This window comes from Candidatus Tokpelaia sp. (assembly GCF_008636115.1).
In the GTDB taxonomy this organism is placed as follows: Bacteria; Pseudomonadota; Alphaproteobacteria; order Rhizobiales; family Rhizobiaceae; genus QLZD01.
Window position 1 is genome coordinate 1 of record NZ_QLZD01000002.1, and the last position, 18,400, is coordinate 18,400.

Below are 18,400 nucleotides of genomic sequence, written 5' to 3' on the forward strand. Positions count from 1 at the left end.
ACAGAACTTCTCCTGCCGCTTATTCCTGCTCCCAAAAATATATTTTTGGGGAATAAGCGCGGCATATTCTATCAGCAGTTTATAACGCGGTATGCTTTCTCAGTCTTTTTGGCAAAAACAGCCGGCAATATGCCCGCTATTACCGCTTTACCCGCCTGTTTCTTCGGCGATTTAAAACAACCGCAATCGGCTTTATCAACCAAAATCCATACAGGCAGATTCATAACCTCTGCGACACCGAATAACTATTAAGCAGAAAAATAAAACCGAGCTAATATAGGGTATAAAACCCATAAAGTAAAACAGGACGACTCCTATGAGAGTCGCCCTGTCCAAGCTTCCTGAATTTTCCTGCTATATTACTATAGCAGGAAAAAATCCGCCATCGCAAATCAGAATTTGTAAGCAACGCCAACGCGGAAATCATTGGTGTAATATTTTACAACCTGATTATATTTTTTGTTGCCGTTCAGATCTTTGACATTGTAGTCATCACGACCGAAATCGGTGAAGCGATATTCCGCACGCAGCACCAGATGATCATTCATGATCGGCGGGACATAATCCACACCACCGCCAATGTTCCAGCCGGCGCGAGTCTTGGTCATGGAATGATGGCCGACTTCATTGATATAATTTCTGTCGCCCGTTGCTGTGCTATAGCTCAAGACAGCGCCTTTAGCCTGAATATTGGCATAGGAAATACCGGTTGCAAAATAAGGCATAAAGCGGCCTTCATTGCCCAAAGCATAACCGGCACGGAAGCGGGTTGCACCATTCCATTTCTGTTTTACGCGCACTTTGTAGCGAGCGCCGTCAGCGCCTTCGCCAAGATACCAGCTACGGCCATTGGCACTGCTGTTAAAGTCAACATATTCCTGATCAATATCCTTGCCGCCCCGATCATTGCCGGAATTGAAGAGGAAGTCGGTTTCAACGCCGAAAACTACATCTTTCAGGAAAGGCGTATTGGCCAGAGCGCCGATTTCGAAGTTATAACCGGCATAGATACCGCCAATGAAGGAATCCGGATTAACAGTCTTCTTGGCAATGCGACCCCAGCTATCTTTGTCGCCGCCCTCGCTGATTTCCATCGGGCCGCGCAGACGGGTTTTGCTTTCCGCCCAGGCGCCGCCAATGGTGCCGCCGACATAGAAGCCGGTCCAGTTAACGCCTGAAGGGGCAGCAACAGCCTGATCCTGATAGGTTACAATATCAGCAGCTTTTGCGCCGGTGGAAGCCAAAAGAGCGAGAACGCCCGCAGCTATAATAGATTTTTTCATTTTATGATCCTTTTTTGTCTCTACCTGAAAACCCTGAGCTTCCCGGCAAAAAACTACTCCAGCGAAAGGATAGCAAGCTTTTTAATCCAGCCCCTGTATCCGTATCAAGTGATGTGGCACCGATTTAGCAAATGCCGCTGTCTGTGTCTGTAGCAAACAGGCAACAGTAGCGGCCTATTTGCTCATCATTGCCGTCCGGCTTGTTATTTTCGTAATAAAATCTATTAAAAACAGTAGCTTATTATTTTTATATTTTTTTGCCAAAAAGTTTACGAAGGGCTTGTGTTTTGATTTTTTTTCAAATCCGGCGCTGTGCCGCACCGCTGCGAGCAGGTTGGCCCGTGCCTTTTGCGACTTTTTAATGGATAGATTCTATTATTGCGCCGCGCAAAAAATCGCCGGCGGCCAGCACTTTGCCGCCGGCTTTTTGCAACTGCGTCAGCAGAACTGCGCCTTTAGCGCATTGCACTGCCAGATAAGGCACTGTTTTTGCCGCTTGTACCTGATTCGTCCCGGCAGTTTGCGCTTTTACCCGTGCCGCTTTTTCTGCTTCCAGGGCTGCTGCCCTGCTATTGGCAGCAGCCGGCTTTATCAATCCTTGTTGCCGGGCGGCGGCGTCGATGGCTTTGTCGGCACAATGCGAGGCCAGAATTTTCACTCTTTCGCGTTTGCCGGCAAGAATCATTTCACACCATGCACCGGGAAAAGGTGACAGGCTGCAAATATGTTTATGCACCTGTTCTGCCGGCTGATGCCAATTTATCCGCGTTTCTTCTTTGGTGATTTTATGAGCGTAAGTAACGCCTTCTGCCGCCTGCGCTTGCAAACCGGTTTGCCCGTCGGCCAGAGCGGCAACGGCCTGCACCGTCAGCTCTGCCCCTTTTGCCGCCAGAGCGCTAAACAGCTCGCCCGCTGTCATATCCGCGCCGATCGGCATTTTAATCATAAACGGGCGCGCCGGCGCGCGTCTGCCGCCGGCGGCCGCTTGAGCGCAGAGAATCGGCCCGGTATCCAGCCCTTTATCCATGCGCATAATCACCAGGCCGGTTTCTGTATCGCCGGCGGCGATAGCGCGCTGCACCGGCGCGGCGCCGCGCCAGCGCGGCAAAAGCGAGGCATGAGCATTATAGCAGCCCAGCCGCGGCGCGTTTAACACCGCTTCCGGCAGCAGCAGGCCATAGGCAACAATAATGGCGGCATCAACCGCCAAGGCTTGAAAGCGCGCCTGCTCTGCCGCATCACGCAGAGTTTTGGGGCTATATACCGGCAGGCCCAGTGCCTGCGCCGCCTGGCTCACCGGCGAAGCAAGCTCGCTCAAGCCGCGGCCGCGCGGGCGCGGCGGCTGGGTATAAACCGCAGCAAGCTCATGCCCGGCACAATGCAAAGCCTGCAAAAACGGCACGGCAAATTCCGGTGTTCCCATAAAAGCCAGTTTCATTATCCGCTTCCTTATAATTGCTGCCGGTTTTCAAACCTTGACGGTGTTAACGCGCACAAAAGGCTGTCCAGAACGCGCCCTTTTGTCTCGGTTTAGCCTGCCTTTTTGCGGGCGCGCAATACAAAGCAGCAGATCTCAGCTTTTAATAAAACGGAACGAAACTCTGCCACCCCTGCTCTCTGTTGAGCGCGCAGTGCGTGATGGGCGCAGTTTACGCGCTCAAGGCACGAGAACTTTTACACCGCCGGCCGCCCGGCTCACAGTTTTTCTGCCTTGATCTCTGCCCGAATTTTTACCGTCATCGCCCCCGGCAAGGCAGATATTGCCGAGAGCCGCTGCGGGGCGTGGCAGCTTCGGGCTACAATTTTTGTTTCTTTTTAAATTTGCGCATCACCATATCGCGCTTGAGCTTGGAAATATGGTCAATAAACAAAATGCCGTTTAAATGATCTATTTCATGTTGCAAACAGGTGGCCAGCAAGCCTTCAGCGGCAATTTCCTGCGCTTTGCCGCTGCGGTCGCGGTAAGTGGCGCGGATTTTGTTCGGCCGCTCTACTTCGGCATAATAACCGGGAATAGACAGGCAGCCTTCTTCATAGCGGCTCATTGCCATTGACCGCCAGACAATTTCCGGATTGATAAAGACTTGCGGATTTCTCGGCTCATCTTTGCCGGCAACATCGAGCACCAGCAGGCGCAGCGGCACCCCCACCTGAATGGCGGCCAGGCCAATGCCTGGCGCTTCATACATGGTCTCCAGCATATCATCAATCAGCGTGGTTATTGCCGCATTGACCTCGGCCACCGGCTCAGAGTGGCGGCGCAAAACAGGATCAGGCAGGATAATCAACGGCTTTAACGGCATAAACAGATAACTTTATAATAATCGGCAAACGGGCGGCAGAGGGCGGACAGCGGAACACCAACACGCCGGCAAGCGCCCGACAATGTCCTAATACTAGGACATACCGCCTTGATAAGTCAATTACACGGATTCAAAGGGGAGAATTCCGGGCGCTCGATTGACAGTGCGCGCCGGCGGCTGGGTTACCGCTCGGTTGACAGCGTTTTTTGGTGATTAAGAGCGGCAATTTTAAATTTGCCTCTGGACAGGGGAAAATTCTTATGTTTAAAGGCTTGGGTAACGCGCCTATGCGTGTTGCTGTGCCTGGATAGCTCAGTCGGTAGAGCAAAGGACTGAAAATCCTTGTGTCGCTGGTTCGATTCCAGCTCCAGGCACCATTATTTTTCTTTCCCTTGATAAAATATCATTTATCTATTTTGGTTAGATTGCTGTCATTACCGGCAGAACTATTCATTCCTCATATTTATCATTGTCTACCTTTAATAATAAAATTATATTTACGCGAATCGCGGTAGGAGTAAAAAATGCCTGACAGCCAGATTATCATATGCCCCAAATGCGGCACAGAAATTTCCGTGAATGAAATTTTGCGCAACCAAATTGCAGCAGAAATTGGCCGGCGATATGAAGTGGAAAAAGCAAAAGATAAATCTGCGCTTGAGGCAGAAAAGAGCGCTCTAGAGAAAGAAAGAGAAAAATTGGCCTTCCTTAAAGAAGAATCTGAACGAGCTATTGCGAATCAGGTAAAAACGAAACTGGCAGAAAGCGAAAAAAGTCTCCGCCGACAGCTTAAACAAGAAGCAGAAACAGAGCAAAAGCAAATTACGGATTTGCTAAAAGAACAGTTAGCAGACAGAGATTCAAAATTACAAAATGCTGCAAAACAAGAGATCGAATTCCTAAAGCAAAAAGCAGTTCTGGAGGAAAAGCAGCGCAATCTTGAAATCGAAACCTTAAAGCGGCTTGAAACGGAAAAAGAAAAAATTAGAAAAGAAGCGGAGCTAAAAGCGCTAGAATCCTCGCGGCTGATTATAGCGCAAAAAGATAAATTGCTAGCTGAGAGTCAACAAACCAATGCTGAAATGGCGCGTAAACTGCAACAAGGCTCACAGCAAGCGCAAGGCGAAGCTCTGGAGCTAACGCTGGAGGACGCGCTAATGAGGGCTTTCGATCGTGATACAATAGCGCCCGTGCCAAAAGGTATCAGAGGTGCTGATATTGTGCAGACAGTTTATAATGCCGCCGGCAAAGAATGTGGGCACATAATCTGGGAAGCTAAAAATACGAAAAACTGGTCTGATGGCTGGATAGCAAAACTCAAAGAAGACCAACGCGCCTTAGGAGCCGATATAGCTATTCTTGTCTCCACAATATTGCCGGAAGGCATAACAGGTTTTGCCTGGCGGGACGGCATATGGGTTTGCGACAGGCGTTTTGCGATTCCGCTTGCTATTATTCTTCGTGACAAGCTGGAAGCCATAGCAAGAGAAAAAAATTTGGCTGTCGGCAAAAATGAAAAAATGGAAGTGCTCTATCAATATTTAACCGGCACACAATTTCGCCAGCGTATAGAAGCGATTATTGAGAATTTCTCTGCCATGCAAGATGACCTTGCTAAAGAGAAACGCTCTTATCAGAAAAAATGGGCGACGGCAGAAAAACGGCTGGAGACTGTTCTTCGCAATACAATAAGCATGTATGGCGATTTAGACGCAATGGTAACTCTCCCCAAAATTCCTGCTTTAGAGCTTGAATTTGACGATAAAGATGAAGTGGAACACGATTAAGATTGCTCTTGCTGCAACTCTCGCTGGACAAAGGGCAAATTCTTGTGTTTAAAGGCTCGAGCACACTCCGTTGCGTATTATTGCACTTGGATAGCTCAGTCGGTAGAGCAAGGAACCGAAAATCCTTGTGCCGCTGCTTCCGTTCCGGCTCCACGCACCATTTTTCTTTTCTCTTAATAAAATTATCACAATTCCTGAAAAGGCCGCTGTTAATGCAGCATCATCTGATAATTTTTATTGCATATTTTCACAAATAAAATTACCCCTGCTGAAAGACAAATCAAGATACCGAATCTCCACATTTCTTCAAATTCAAAATATGTATCTGTTAGGAAAAATCATGTTTAAAAAGTGTTCTGATTTTTTCGAAAGCCTCTGTAAAGAAAATCTAGAAGAATTCGGAAAAGGAACTAATCACCTAAAAATGCTTAGTGAACAGCTTTACTCCGATGACACGCATTTTTTGTTTGAAATTTTACAAAATGCTGAAGATGCCGGCGCTAGCGAAATAGCATTCGTCTTGCGCGCCGATGTTTTGGATATTTATCACAACGGACGCGTATTCTCTGAAAGCGATGTTCGTGCCGTAACCCAGTTTGCACAAAGCACAAAAGACGACCTTACAAAAATCGGCAAATTCGGGCTGGGCTTCAAATCTGTTCATGCAATAACTGAAGCGCCCGAGATTCATTCTGATATATTTCATTTTTGTATAAAAAAATATATTCGCCCCGAGGAAATTGAACCTAAAGCCGTAAATGAGTGGACGACTCTTTTCTCTCTTCCATTCAAAGAAACTAAGGCCGAAGCTATCTATAAAGGGTTATCCGAACGGCTGCAAAATTTTGACACACGCTGCCTATTATTTCTCAAAAATCTGGAACAGATTTCCTTCTATATCGGAGGTAACGACAAAGGCAGATACACGAAACAGGTTACAGAGCGGCCCAACGGACTCTTGCAAATTTCTCTCACAGGTAAAGAGCAGCAAAGCTTCATTATTTTTCAAAAGGGAACTGAGCAACAGAAAATCGATCTTGCTTTCGCCTGCACAGATTCAGATAAAGGTAAAACTTTAGAGAAAGCTCAAGATACAAAACTTTTTGTTTGGTTCCCGACCATAAAGGAAACCGGCCTGCATTTCCTTTTAAACGGTAATTTTATCACCACTGCCTCGCGTGAGAGTATCCCCGAAAATAACGAGCATAATAAAGCTTTAATTGAGCTGGCAGCAGAATTATTGGCTGAAGCTTTGCCGCAAATAAAGGCGGCTGGACTTTGTGATTTATCTTTCTTACAGACTCTGCCGATTGAGGCAGGAAATTTTCCTGAAAGCAGTTTCTTTTGTCCACTCTTTGCCAAAATAAAAGATATTTTGAAAAAAGAGGACTATTTACCGACAGCAAAGCAAAGTTTCACTTCCGCACAAAGGGCTGTTATCGCACGCTCTGGAGAATTGATAAATCTCTATACGCCTGAAGGGAAAATCTGGCTCTCGACAGCTATAACCCGCGATAGAACGCCTGCCTTGCTCAATTATCTGGAAAAGTCTCTGGGCATAGAAATTATAAGCCCCACGGATTTTGCTCGCAGAATCGATGAATCCTTTTTAGCGATACAAACGGACGATTGGTTTATCCAATTTTATCAATTTTTAAGAGCGCAAAGAGACTTATGGTCAGTGAGAACCATATATAAAGGGAGAGGTTTTCACAAAGAAGCAGGTATTTTAACAACGAAGCCGATAATTCGTTTATCTGATAATTCTCTGTATCTCCCCGAAAAAGCTTTTCTACCGATTGAGACACTTATTGCTTATCCGATGGTGAAAAAAGTGCTCACTGAGAACGAAGAAGCCCTGAAATTCCTCAAAGATCTCGGATTGCGTGAACCTGACACGGTTGATTATATAATAAAAACTATATTACCTAAATACTGGCAATTTCCGAATGTAAGCGATGAGGAATACAAGGGAGACTTGCAACAGATTTTAGATGTTCTGAATAGTAAATCACTTGACGCAAGCTCTAAATTAAAAGAGCAGCTCTCCGGTTTAAAGCTTATCAAATGTGAAGACGGGATATTTAGAGAAGCAGGAGAGGTCTATTGTTCGTCTAATCTACTGAAAGCATGGTTCAAATATTCTTCCAATATAAATTTTGCCGATGAAGCCTTGTCTGAAAAAGATCAGATAAAACTTGGCACGATGACACGACCAGATATAATACCCGTTGCTGACTATAGATATAGAGACCTAGCTGTAATAGCTGGCATGGGAGATTTTTTCACTCAATTAGATTCTGAAAATATAGTGACCTTGAAAGATATTTTATTACAATTTAATTCTAAATATCCATGTTTATTTATGAATGATGAAATAACACTGACGCCGAGCGATAAAAACTATAAGAATTTATCAAAAAATCTGCTTTCAACAGCCCAGTGGATTCTTGGTAAAGATGGTCAGTTTTATAAGCCTGCTGATATAGTAAAGGAAGATATAGCAGAAAGTATAAAAGAAATAGCAAGATTGCCTTTCGAATTTAAAACAAACCGCGAAAAAGAGTTGGAAGAGGAAGCGGCGGCACTAGGCAAAAAGCTTGTTGACGCAGAGCGATATGACAAATACGAAGCTTGGGAAAGGCAGCAAGCAGCAGCCAAACAGCAGCAAGAAGCGGATTGGATTCCTGAAGTGGAACCCACACAGGCAATATTTACGGAAAATGAGCTTGCTGCTATCCCTGAAAGGGAAAGTAATCCGCGTATAGCGCAGAGCAGAATTATGGATTCAAGGAATGTGTTCTCTGAAGAGTATTCTGAGCCGCCGCAGCCTTCTTCTAAAAAAGCCAAAGCTGTCGGTGAATGGGGTGAAGAAGCCGTTAAGGGATTTTTAATAACAGAAGAAGGCTATACGGAAAAAGAAATAAAAATTCTCAATGAAAACGGCAATATAGGCACAGGACGCGATATTGAATGCTGGCGCAACGGCAAACTGGAAAAAATCATTGAGGTAAAATCTACCGAAAACTTAACCGACCATGCCTTTAAAGTATCGGGGCATCAATGGGAGGTTGCACGAAAAGAAGGGGATTTGTATTGGCTTTATATCCTCTTTGGCGCTGGAAGCGAAAATCCTGAGATTGTGTGCGTTCAAAACCCAATAAAAAAATGGAAAGACGGTGAACTACAGGCAGACCCTGTAAATTTCATTATCCGCAGATAAAGCGTCTCACATGCAAAAAAGCAGCAGAGAAAACAAAAACCTGCTACTTCAAACAGTTATACAAAAATTTAGTTACAACCAGAAGGGCGCCTTACCCCTAGCTCAAACCTGTCGTTCGGTGATCAGATTTTTGATGGTGGCGATAGCTTTGGCCGGGTTCAGGCCTTTCGGGCAGGTTTGGGTGCAGTTTAAAATTGTGTGGCAGCGATAAAGGCGGAAGGGATCTTCCAGTCTATCCAGCCGCTCGCCTGTCTTTTCATCACGCGTATCGGCTATCCAGCGATAGGCCTGCAGCAGCACTGCCGGGCCAAGATAACGGTCGCCGTTCCACCAGTAACTGGGGCAGGAAGTCTGGCAGCAGGCGCATAAAATACATTCATAAAGCCCGTCTAACTGCTGCCGCTCGCCATGGCCCTGCAGCCATTCCTTTTCCGGCTCGGGTGAGACGGTTTGCAGCCATGGCTCAACCATGCGATGCTGGGCATAAAAATGGTTCAAATCCGGCACCAGATCTTTTACCACCGGCATGGAAGGCAGCGGGAAAATTTTAATCGGCTGTTTGACTTCGTCCATGCCTTTGGTGCAGGCCAGTGTATTGGCTCCGTCAATATTCATGGCGCAAGAGCCGCACACCCCCTCACGGCAGGAACGGCGCAGCGCCAGGCTCGGGTCAATATGGTTTTTAATATAGAGTATGCCGTCCAGCACCATTGGCCCGCAGGCTTCCCTGTCAACATAATACGTATCCAGCCGCGGATTTTCCTCATCATCGGGCGACCAGCGATAAATCTGAAATTCCGTCAGATTTTTTGCCCCTTCCGGCTTTGGCCAGGTTTTGCCAGGCTGGATACGCGAATTTTCAGGAAGACGAATCTGCGCCATAGAATAATTCCTTAAATACCGACCCTGTTAGCTGCCGGAAGACGGCCAAGGGAAATTTCACTCATACGGGGCACCCTCACCCCTGAATTATTATTGCTATCACCAAAACCCGCTACAAGCAGCAAAGCACTGCCCTAATAAACCCGCTTTTTCGGCGCAATGCGCTTTGGATCAATGCCGCCATCTTCCGCCCCGGTTAAAGGCTCCGTATGCACCGGGCGATAAGACACCGCCACCTCCCCCGCCGCATTTAACCGCGCCAGGCTATGCTTGCGCCAGTTTTTATCATCACGCTCAGGGTAATCCTCACGCGCATGAGCACCGCGGCTCTCAGGCCGCGCTTTGGCTGAATAAACGGTAGTGACAGCATTGGCCATGAGATTTTCCAGCTCCAATGTTTCCATTAAATCCGTATTCCAGATCAGCGAGCGGTCAGAAACATGCACATCGTTCAATTCACCCCAAATGGCGGAAATACGCTCACAGCCCTGTGCCAGGCTCTCCGCTGTGCGGAATACCGCCGCATCTTCCTGCATAGCGCGCTGCATTTTCTCCCGCAGAGCGGCAGTCGGCTGCGCCCCTTTGGCGTAACGCAGCCGGTCAAAGCGCGCCATAATTTTATCACAGGCAGCAAGATTCAAATCCGGCACCGGCGCATTTTTATCAATAATCTGCGCTGCCCGCTGCGCCGCCGCCCGGCCAAATACCACCAGATCAATCAGCGAATTGGAACCCAGCCGATTGGCACCATGCACAGAGGCACAACCGGCTTCACCCACCGCCATAAGCCCCGGCTGCACCGCGTCCGGATTATCAGCGGTCGGGTTTAACGCCTCACCCCAATAATTGGTCGGAATGCCGCCCATATTATAATGCACGGTGGGGATAACCGGAATCGGATCGCGCGTTACATCAACCCCGGCAAAAATCCGCGCCGATTCCGAAATACCAGGCAGGCGCTCCTTTAATACGGCCGGGTCAAGATGGCTCAACACCAGATAAAGGTGATCTTTCTTTTTGCCAACCCCGCGGCCTTCGCGAATCTCAACCGTCATGCAACGCGAAACCACATCACGCGAAGCCAGATCCTTGAAGGTTGGAGCATAGCGCTCCATAAAGCGCTCCCCTTCTGAATTTATCAGATAACCGCCCTCGCCGCGCGCGCCTTCCGTGATCAGGCAGCCGGCGCCGTAAATGCCGGTGGGGTGGAACTGGACAAATTCCATATCCTGCAAAGGCAGGCCGGCGCGCGCCACCATACCGCCGCCGTCCCCCGTGCAGGTATGCGCTGAAGTGGCGGAAAAATAGGTGCGGCCATAGCCGCCTGTGGCCAAAACCACCATTTTGGCGGCAAAGCGGTGAATGGTGCCGTCATCGAGATTCCAGGCGACAACCCCGGAACAGGCGCCATCGGTCATAATTAAATCCAGCGCGTAATATTCAATAAAAAAGCGCGCTTTATGCTTCAGGCTCTGGCCGTAAAGCGTGTGCAAAATGGCGTGGCCGGTGCGGTCGGCCGCGGCACAGGTGCGCTGCACCGGCGGGCCTTCGCCAAATTCAGTCGTATGGCCGCCAAAGGGGCGCTGATAAATTTTACCCTCCTCCGTGCGCGAAAACGGCACGCCATAATGCTCCAGCTCATAGACAGCCTGCGGCGCCTGCCGCACCATAAATTCCTGCGCGTCCATATCGCCCAGCCAGTCGGAACCTTTGACCGTATCATACATATGCCATTGCCAGTTATCCGGCCCCATATTGGCCAGCGAGGCGGCAATGCCGCCCTGCGCCGCTACTGTATGCGAACGCGTGGGAAAAACTTTGGTAATGCAGGCTGTTTTAAAGCCCTGCTCAGCCATGCCCAGCGTGGCGCGCAGACCGGAACCGCCGGCACCAATCACCACAACATCAAATTGATGATCAACATATTTATAGGCGCCGCCGCCAAAACCGCTCGCGCCCGCCCCCGCCGCCTTTTCGTGCGCTGCTTCTGCTTGTGCCATTAGTCAGCCTCCCAGCATAATTTTAACCAGAGCCAGAGCAGACGCTGCGGCCAGAAACACGGAACAGAAAATATTAAGCGCCAGAATAAAAACGCGCCAGCCATTACCGTGAACATAATCTTCAATAATCACCTGCATGCCCAGCTTCATGTGATAAATGCCGGAAAGCAGAATAAGCGCTACAATCAGCACAATGAAGGGATTGGCGAAAATCGCATGAATCTGCGCATAATCCTTATCACTCAAACTAATAATCAAGCCGATAAAAAAGATAAACAGCGGCACATTGGCAAAGGCTGTTACCCTTTGCAGCCAGAAATGGCGCGCGCCGCTGCGAGCAGCGCCAAGACCGCGCGCTTTACCCAATTCGGTGCGAAAATCCCCGTGAGTCATCTTCTCTTCCTCAAAAAAATGTGCAGGCGACAAACCAGATAAATATAGTGACAATAAGAGAAATGCCGATTGTCGCCCAGGCTGTTTTGGTGGCGCAATGCTTTTCCATCAAACCGGGGCGGACGTCCCAGAATAAATGGCGAATGCCGCCGACCATATGATAAACAAAGGCAAGACTGTAAAGAAACAGGATAAACTGCCCAATGAGCGACTGATAAACCGCCTGCACATAATGAAAGCTTTGCTCACCCATGGCCAGCGCCGCCAGATAAATCACCAGCAACACCGTGCCGGCATAAAGCGCTGCGCCGGTAGCGCGATGAGCAATCGACATGGCCATAGTAATCGGCCAGCGATAAATAGTGACATGCGGCGATTTCGGCCGCGGGGAGGAAGGCCGGTAAGGCTGAATTTTCTCTTCAACAGGCGGAGTTGCAACAGCCATAAAACCTCCCTCGGCTTAAACCGGCTTTTGCCGGCTTGGAAGAGCAGGAAAACAACAAGGCAGTGCCGCTTGTGCGACAAAACGCCTCACTTTCCTTTTGGTAAGCTTATTGCCGCAAGGCGTCAAGTCCTATAAAGAAAATTGGCAAAAATCAGAATTTTTTCTGAATGCCGGTGGATAAAAATCTTATTATTGAAATATTTCATAGTGATAAAAGGATATAAAATATCTCAACTTTAGAGACAATCAAGCAAGCTCATATTTCCGCTTCCACACTTCGTAAGCATTTTTGCGCAACTGAATATCCTCAACTATATAGCTTAAATTTTCTTCCTCTTCCGTCAATAGAACCCGCCATACTCCGCTCCGTAAACGACAGCGCACTACTCCCCGATCTTGTAATGCTTTCTTTACATTTAAATATTTAAATCCCGGCGCACCAATATGCACTCCCATTCCAGCAAATTTTACAAGAACTCCCTTTATCGCCGCTTTATCCTTTTCGTTTTTTATTTTTTTGAATGACTTCTCAAATGCTTCCCCGTAAGCCAATCCTATCTTCATTAACGTCCAAGCCCATCAAGATAAGTCAGCATCTCTTTTTCATCAGTAAAACTTTTTGTTTTTTTTCTCTCTCCATATTCTGCCCGGAGTGCTCGCAAAAACAAGGCCATATTATAAACTTCTTCAGTCGCTTTATCGCCCAAATTGAAAATGCGATCAAAAAGCTCTTTAATTTCTTTTTTATAAGCCGGTTTTTCCTGTCCTAATATTTTAAACTGCTTATGCAGTTTTTTCAGCAGCGCTACGCCCTCAGCCGAAGTTTCCTGCGCCCTGTTTTCTAAATCACCAGCTATCTGTTCTAAATTATCCAGGTGACGCGGTTCTACTTTATCTTTGTTGTCAGCAAAGCTTTCGCCCAAAACAGCCCGCACTTTACCGCCGGAAAACAAGAAAGCTTCCAGCCTGTCTTCCTGTTTTGCTATGGCCTTAGAAAATTTTTTCAGCCTTTCGCTGATTTTTTTATCCTGATAATATCGCTCTAACGATTTGGCCGCGGCAGGAATTTCTGCAATCTCACGGTAAGGGCGCACGATAGCCGGGCGCATATATTCCGCCACCCGCATTGCTTCAATCATAGCCTGGTCAATAGAATGATTTGAATTCAACATTGTCCTGCCAATCTATAAACAGCAAATAAGCCAAATATAGTCACTCGTGAAGTTTAATTTGGTGACTTTAAGAAAGCAATAAAAACCTTGCATTCCGTCATGCAAAAGCCTGCCGGGCAGAGGCCAGGCAGGCTTTTGCAAAATTCCGGATCAGGCTGCTTATTCCGCAGCGGCTGCTTTTTCAGCGGCAGGCGCAGCTTGTGGTGCCGCCTCTGCTTTGGCAGCAGCGCGTTTATCGGCTTTTTTGCGATTATCCTTTTTCTCGGCAATACGGGCTGCTTTACCGGTCAAACCACGCAAATAATATAATTTGGCCCGGCGCACCCGGCCGCGGCGCACCAGCTCTACCCCTTCTACCAGCGGCGAATAACAGGGGAAAACGCGCTCTACCCCTTCACCGTAAGAAATTTTGCGCACGGTAAAAGTTTCATGCAGCCCGCCGCCGGAGCGGCCAATGCACACGCCTTCAAAAATCTGGATACGGGTGCGGGTGCCCTCGGTCACGCGGACAGAAACGCGCACTGTGTCGCCGGCATTAAAAGCCGGCAGGCTGCGTTTTTCTTCAATTTTGGCGCGCTGCTCAGCTTCCAGTTGCGCAATAATATTCATCAGTCTTAATCCTTATATTCTTATCGAAAAGCCAGAGCGCCCGACTTTTGCCGCAAAATATTCTGCCGGCAATGCTTACCCTTTAAAACCGCTTGCACAGCCAAACGGCGCGGATTAAAGCAGGGGCGAATGCACCCTTCCTTCATTTTGGACAGGGTTCCCTCGTATATCGTCATTGTGATATACTAATCAGAAAACGAGGTTAAACCACAATGACAGGGTTACCCTTTAATCATCGCCTCTGCGATACAGCAAAGCCTGATAAAAATCAAGCCTCAAACCGCTATAAGAGCTATTTTTGCCCCAAATCACTTTTCTTCTGCTTTTGATAGCGGCGGAACAAATCCGGCCGGCGCGCTTTAGTCACGCGCTCAGCCTGGCGCTGCCGCCAGGCGGCAATTTCGGCATGATTGCCGCCGCTCAAAACCGGCGGAATAGCCTCATTTTCAAAAATTTGCGGCCGGGTATAATGCGGATATTCCAGTAAATTATTGTCAAAACTCTCCAGTAAACCGGAATCATGATTGCCCATCACCCCCGGCAGCAGGCGGATAACACTGTCCAGCACAGTTTGCGCCGCAATTTCTCCGCCGGAAAGAATATAATCGCCTATCGATAGCTCCACCAGATTGCGCGCTTTAATCAGGCGTTCATCGACCCCTTCAAACCGGCTGCAAATAAATACCGCCTGTTCCAGATTTGCCATTTGCCGCGCTAATCTCTGGTCAAAAACCTGCCCGCGCGGGCTGAATAAAAAGCGCGGATAATCGGCCGGAGTAGTATCAATGGCGCGCGCCAGCACATCAGCCCGCATCACCATGCCGGCACCGCCGCCGGCCGGCCTGTCATCAACCGAATGATGCTTGTCCCCGGCAAAATCGCGGATTTGCCGCGTTTCATAAGACCACAGGCCTTTGGCCAGCGCTTTGCCCGCCAGCGAAAAGCCCAAACTGCCGGGGAAAATTTCCGGATAGAGGGTTAGAATAATTGCATGAAAAGCCATGAACTGCCTTTATTATCGCCTATTCTGCGCTGTCGGCGGGCGGCATTTCCTCCTCACGCGCCGTTTTATCCTCATCAAAGGTCAGCCCTGCTGCCTGCCGATCCACTTTAATATATTCGCCGCTCACGGCAATTTCCGGCACAAAAGCCTTGCTAAACGGAATCAACGCTTTTTTTGCCTTTAGCTTCACGCCGCCGGCCGGCGCCGGCCGCTTTACCGGGTCAGGCGGCGACAAAGCAACTTCCAATATATCGCCGCCGCCGAAATTAAAAAAACCGCTAATGCGGCCAATAGGCTCACCTGCTTCGTCAAGGACAGCAAAGCCCAGCAAATCTTCCTGATAAAATTCGTCATTTTGCAAATTATCGGCTAATTGACTGCGCTTGACAAATAGTTCCAGCCCCGTTAACTGCTCGGCCTGCGCCCGGTTTTCTATCCCTTCAAGCGCCATAATCGGCAGGCCTTTATGAATATGCAGCGCTTTAACTTTATATTCCGCGCCGTCTTTGCCATAAAAGCGCTCATAGCGCGCCAGATCCTGCGCCGTTTGTGTAAAAAATTTCAACCGCATCTGGCCCGACAGACCTTGCGCCTTGCCGATAACGGCCATTAAAATCTGTTTATTACCGGCTGCCATAGTCATCGGCCTTTAACATTCCCGCCGGCGCTCACAGCCCGCCTTTGTCCCGGAAAATTGCCGGGCAGACATTAAAGCAACCGGCAAAACAAAAACCGCGCCTAACCGGCGCGGCCCCAACCTGTTCATTTTCTCCGCCGGCGGGAATTGGGCGATAAAAGCCACTCGCCAGAGCGCACTATCAGACACCAAGATTGCCGAAACGATTCTTGAAGCGAGAGACACGGCCGCCGCGATCTACCAAAGTTTGTGAGCCGCCAGTCCAGGCCGGATGCGTTGTCGGATCAATATCCAGATTCATGACATCGCCCTCTTTGCCCCAGGTAGAGCGGGTCATATATTCCGTGCCGTCCGTCATGACAATCTTAATCATGTGATAATCGGGGTGAATTTTCGCTTTCATAATTGCTGTTTTCCGTCTGCTTGCTGTAAATTACTGCTGTTTTGAACCTGGCCGCCGGGCACTGGCGCCTGAAACGCCAATATTCGGCAAATCCGGCCTTTTACGGCGGCGTGACCGCATTTTTGCCGAAAAAGTCTTTATAAAACCTGTTTTTAGTCTATACATTACCAGTTCTTTTATCACAAGAGGCAAAAGCAGTGCCCAAGGCCGGAATAAGGTGATTTTTATGCCAAAAGCTGAAAACAGCACAAATATTTCTCGCCGCCGCCTGACATCGCTGAGAATTTTACGCCCTTATCTGTGCCGCTATAAATATCTGGCTGTCATTGCCCTAGCCGCATTGGTTCTGGCGGCCATGATCATGCTGGCTCTGCCTTTATCTGTGCGCCGCATGATGGATTACGGCTTCAGCTCCACCGGCAATCACTTTATCAATTCTTATTTCGCCATGCTGATTGTGCTGGCCGCCTTGCTCGCTTTAGCCTCAGCTATTCGTTATTACAGCACTGTCAATCTGGGAGAAAAAATTATTGCCGATTTGCGCTGTGATGTCTTTGCCCATCTCACACAGCTTTCTCCTGCTTTTTATGACCGCTCCAATTCCGGCGAAATTCTGTCGCGCCTGACAGCCGATACAACACAGGTAAAAACCATTATCGGCGCCAGCCTGTCGGTCAGCCTGCGCAATGCTATTATGGCGGCCGGCGCAGTATTGATGATGGTGTTCACCAGCCCACGCCTGTCTGCCTATGTATTATTGGCTATACCGGTCATTATTGTGCCGCTGGTGGCACTGGCGCGCAAAGTGCGCGCCAGTGCCCGCAAGGCTCAGGATAAACAGGCCAGGGCCAATGCCCTGGCGCTGGAGCAGATCGGCGCTATTCGCACTGTCTGGGCCTATAATCAGCAAAATAATGCGGTGAAATCTTTCACAAGATTAACCGAAGCAGCGCTGAAAGCGGTAAAAAATTCTACCGTAATTCGCGCTGTTTTGACCGGCTTTGCCATATTTTTAATTTTCGGCAGTGTGATTGCCGTTTTATGGCTGGGTGCGCGCGATGTTTTAAACGGCCATATGTCGGCCGGCACTTTAGGGCAATTTGTGCTTTACGCTATTTTTGCCGCTGCCGCTTTTGGCCAATTATCCGAAACGGGGGGAGAAATTTCTGCTGCCGGCGGCGCCCTGGAAAGACTGGCCGAAATTCTGGCTGAAAAGCCGCTTATCACCGCGCCGGCAGCCGCAGAGCAGCGCCATTTGCCGGCTTTAACCGCCGGGGAGAAAACGGGCCGGCAAATCACATTGGATAATATTTGCTTCACCTATCCTTCCCGTCCGGCGGCGGCGCTTGAACGGCTGAGCTTTACGGTTCAACCGGGGGAGACTGTGGCTCTTGTCGGCCCTTCCGGCGCCGGCAAAAGCACAATATTGGCGCTGCTCTTGCGCTTTTACGACCCGCAAAGCGGGCAAATCAGGCTGGATACTATAGATATAACAGCGCTCGACCCGCAGGAATTACGGGCGCAATTCGCTTATGTGGCGCAGGGAGGCAGTTGTTTTTCCGGCACAGTGCGCGCCAATATTGCTTTTGGCGCTGAAAATGCCGCCGAAGAAGCGATTATTGCGGCCGCAAAAGCCGCCAATGCTTATGAGTTTATCCGGAATCTGCCGCAAGGCTTTGACACGAAAATCGGCGAAAAAGGCGCCCGCCTTTCCGGCGGGCAGCAACAGCGGCTGGCTATAGCGCGGGCTTTATTGCGCAATGCGCCGGTGCTGCTGCTGGACGAAGCCACCAGCGCCCTTGATGCCGAAAGCGAAACCCTGATACAGGCGGCGCTGAGCAGAGTAATGCGCAACCGCACCACTCTGGTTATTGCCCATCGCCTGGCCACAGTGCAGCAGGCCGACCGCATTCTGGTTCTGCAAAACGGGCAGATTATTGAAGAAGGCAATCATGCTGATCTGACAGCGCAAAACGGGCTTTATGCCCGCCTGGCCAGGTTGCAGTTTCGCAAAAACAGTGCCCGACACTGAGCCAAAACAGCGGCAGCTCTCCACCCTGCTTCCTCATTTTACCCGGCGCCGGCGGCCGGATTTCACAGCAGAAACCGAAGGGGCGCGCGGAGCGTGCAAACCGAAGGGGCGCGCGTAAGCCAAGCAAACCGAAGGGGCACGCGTGAGCTGTGCAAACCGAAGGGGCGCGCGTAAGCCAAGCAAACCGAAGGGGCGCGCGTAAGCCAAGCAAACCGAAGGGGCGCGCGT

General features: G+C 49.2%; 16 protein-coding genes and 1 tRNA gene. 4 read left to right on the forward strand and 13 right to left on the reverse strand.

All coding sequences use genetic code 11. The features are described from left to right. Nucleotides 1-392: 392 nt before the first annotated feature. The 3 genes from DPQ22_RS00005 to def form a co-directional block, all read right to left on the reverse strand. Entirely contained in the window at nucleotides 393-1,283 is an 891-nt protein-coding gene (locus tag DPQ22_RS00005) for an outer membrane protein (protein WP_150212537.1), read from the reverse strand. A gap of 358 nt (nucleotides 1,284-1,641) precedes the next feature. Then, nucleotides 1,642-2,721: a methionyl-tRNA formyltransferase gene (fmt, locus tag DPQ22_RS00010; protein ID WP_150212538.1), complete on the reverse strand. Its 1,080-nt coding sequence runs from the start codon at nucleotides 2,719-2,721 to the stop codon at nucleotides 1,642-1,644. Between the two features lie 358 nt (nucleotides 2,722-3,079). Continuing rightward, on the reverse strand, nucleotides 3,080-3,586 hold the full coding sequence (gene def / locus DPQ22_RS00015; RefSeq protein WP_150212539.1) for a peptide deformylase: 507 nt from the start codon (nucleotides 3,584-3,586) through the stop codon (nucleotides 3,080-3,082). Nucleotides 3,587-3,887: 301 nt separating this feature from the next. Here def and DPQ22_RS00020 point away from each other — a divergent pair. The 3 genes from DPQ22_RS00020 (at nucleotide 3,888) to DPQ22_RS00030 (ending at nucleotide 8,596) form a co-directional block, all read left to right on the forward strand. Further along, nucleotides 3,888-3,963: transfer RNA gene (locus DPQ22_RS00020), tRNA-Phe, on the forward strand. A 147-nt stretch (nucleotides 3,964-4,110) separates the two neighbouring features. Next, nucleotides 4,111-5,373 carry a DUF2130 domain-containing protein gene (locus tag DPQ22_RS00025; protein ID WP_150212540.1) on the forward strand — a complete coding sequence of 421 codons (1,263 nt, stop codon included), beginning with the start codon at nucleotides 4,111-4,113 and terminating at the stop codon, nucleotides 5,371-5,373. 127 nt (nucleotides 5,374-5,500) lie between these two features. Continuing rightward, nucleotides 5,501-8,596, forward strand: a complete 3,096-nt coding sequence (locus DPQ22_RS00030) for a sacsin N-terminal ATP-binding-like domain-containing protein (protein WP_150212541.1) — start codon at nucleotides 5,501-5,503, stop codon at nucleotides 8,594-8,596. A gap of 102 nt (nucleotides 8,597-8,698) precedes the next feature. On the opposite strand, the gene DPQ22_RS00035 is transcribed toward DPQ22_RS00030, so the two are convergent. The 10 genes from DPQ22_RS00035 to rpmE all read right to left on the reverse strand — a co-directional run bounded on the left by DPQ22_RS00035 (nucleotide 8,699) and on the right by rpmE (nucleotide 16,140). Then, nucleotides 8,699-9,478, reverse strand: a complete 780-nt coding sequence (locus DPQ22_RS00035; RefSeq protein WP_150212542.1) for a succinate dehydrogenase iron-sulfur subunit — start codon at nucleotides 9,476-9,478, stop codon at nucleotides 8,699-8,701. Nucleotides 9,479-9,612: 134 nt separating this feature from the next. Beyond that, on the reverse strand, nucleotides 9,613-11,478 hold the full coding sequence (gene sdhA, locus DPQ22_RS00040; RefSeq protein WP_150212543.1) for a succinate dehydrogenase flavoprotein subunit: 1,866 nt from the start codon (nucleotides 11,476-11,478) through the stop codon (nucleotides 9,613-9,615). Nucleotides 11,479-11,481: 3 nt separating this feature from the next. Continuing rightward, a complete protein-coding gene (gene sdhD / locus DPQ22_RS00045; protein ID WP_150212544.1) occupies nucleotides 11,482-11,871 on the reverse strand; it encodes a succinate dehydrogenase, hydrophobic membrane anchor protein in 390 nt (129 codons plus the stop codon). A gap of 10 nt (nucleotides 11,872-11,881) precedes the next feature. Further along, nucleotides 11,882-12,316 (reverse strand): succinate dehydrogenase, cytochrome b556 subunit, encoded by a 435-nt coding sequence (gene sdhC, locus DPQ22_RS00050; RefSeq protein WP_150212545.1) that lies wholly within the window; start codon nucleotides 12,314-12,316, stop codon nucleotides 11,882-11,884. Between the two features lie 246 nt (nucleotides 12,317-12,562). Then, nucleotides 12,563-12,868: a hypothetical protein gene (locus tag DPQ22_RS00055; protein ID WP_190323066.1), complete on the reverse strand. Its 306-nt coding sequence runs from the start codon at nucleotides 12,866-12,868 to the stop codon at nucleotides 12,563-12,565. Between the two features lie 11 nt (nucleotides 12,869-12,879). Further along, nucleotides 12,880-13,488 (reverse strand): hypothetical protein, encoded by a 609-nt coding sequence (locus tag DPQ22_RS00060; protein WP_150212547.1) that lies wholly within the window; start codon nucleotides 13,486-13,488, stop codon nucleotides 12,880-12,882. Between the two features lie 159 nt (nucleotides 13,489-13,647). After that, nucleotides 13,648-14,097 (reverse strand): 50S ribosomal protein L19, encoded by a 450-nt coding sequence (gene rplS / locus DPQ22_RS00065; protein WP_150212548.1) that lies wholly within the window; start codon nucleotides 14,095-14,097, stop codon nucleotides 13,648-13,650. Nucleotides 14,098-14,389: 292 nt separating this feature from the next. After that, nucleotides 14,390-15,100, reverse strand: a complete 711-nt coding sequence (gene trmD, locus DPQ22_RS00070; RefSeq protein ID WP_150212549.1) for a tRNA (guanosine(37)-N1)-methyltransferase TrmD — start codon at nucleotides 15,098-15,100, stop codon at nucleotides 14,390-14,392. A 19-nt stretch (nucleotides 15,101-15,119) separates the two neighbouring features. Then, nucleotides 15,120-15,737 carry a ribosome maturation factor RimM gene (gene rimM, locus DPQ22_RS00075; protein ID WP_190323067.1) on the reverse strand — a complete coding sequence of 206 codons (618 nt, stop codon included), beginning with the start codon at nucleotides 15,735-15,737 and terminating at the stop codon, nucleotides 15,120-15,122. A 181-nt stretch (nucleotides 15,738-15,918) separates the two neighbouring features. After that, nucleotides 15,919-16,140 carry a 50S ribosomal protein L31 gene (gene rpmE, locus DPQ22_RS00080; protein ID WP_150212551.1) on the reverse strand — a complete coding sequence of 74 codons (222 nt, stop codon included), beginning with the start codon at nucleotides 16,138-16,140 and terminating at the stop codon, nucleotides 15,919-15,921. A gap of 226 nt (nucleotides 16,141-16,366) precedes the next feature. Between rpmE and DPQ22_RS00085 the strand changes: the two genes are divergently transcribed. Then, a complete protein-coding gene (locus tag DPQ22_RS00085; RefSeq protein WP_150212552.1) occupies nucleotides 16,367-18,172 on the forward strand; it encodes an ABC transporter transmembrane domain-containing protein in 1,806 nt (601 codons plus the stop codon). Nucleotides 18,173-18,400: the final 228 nt, after the last annotated feature.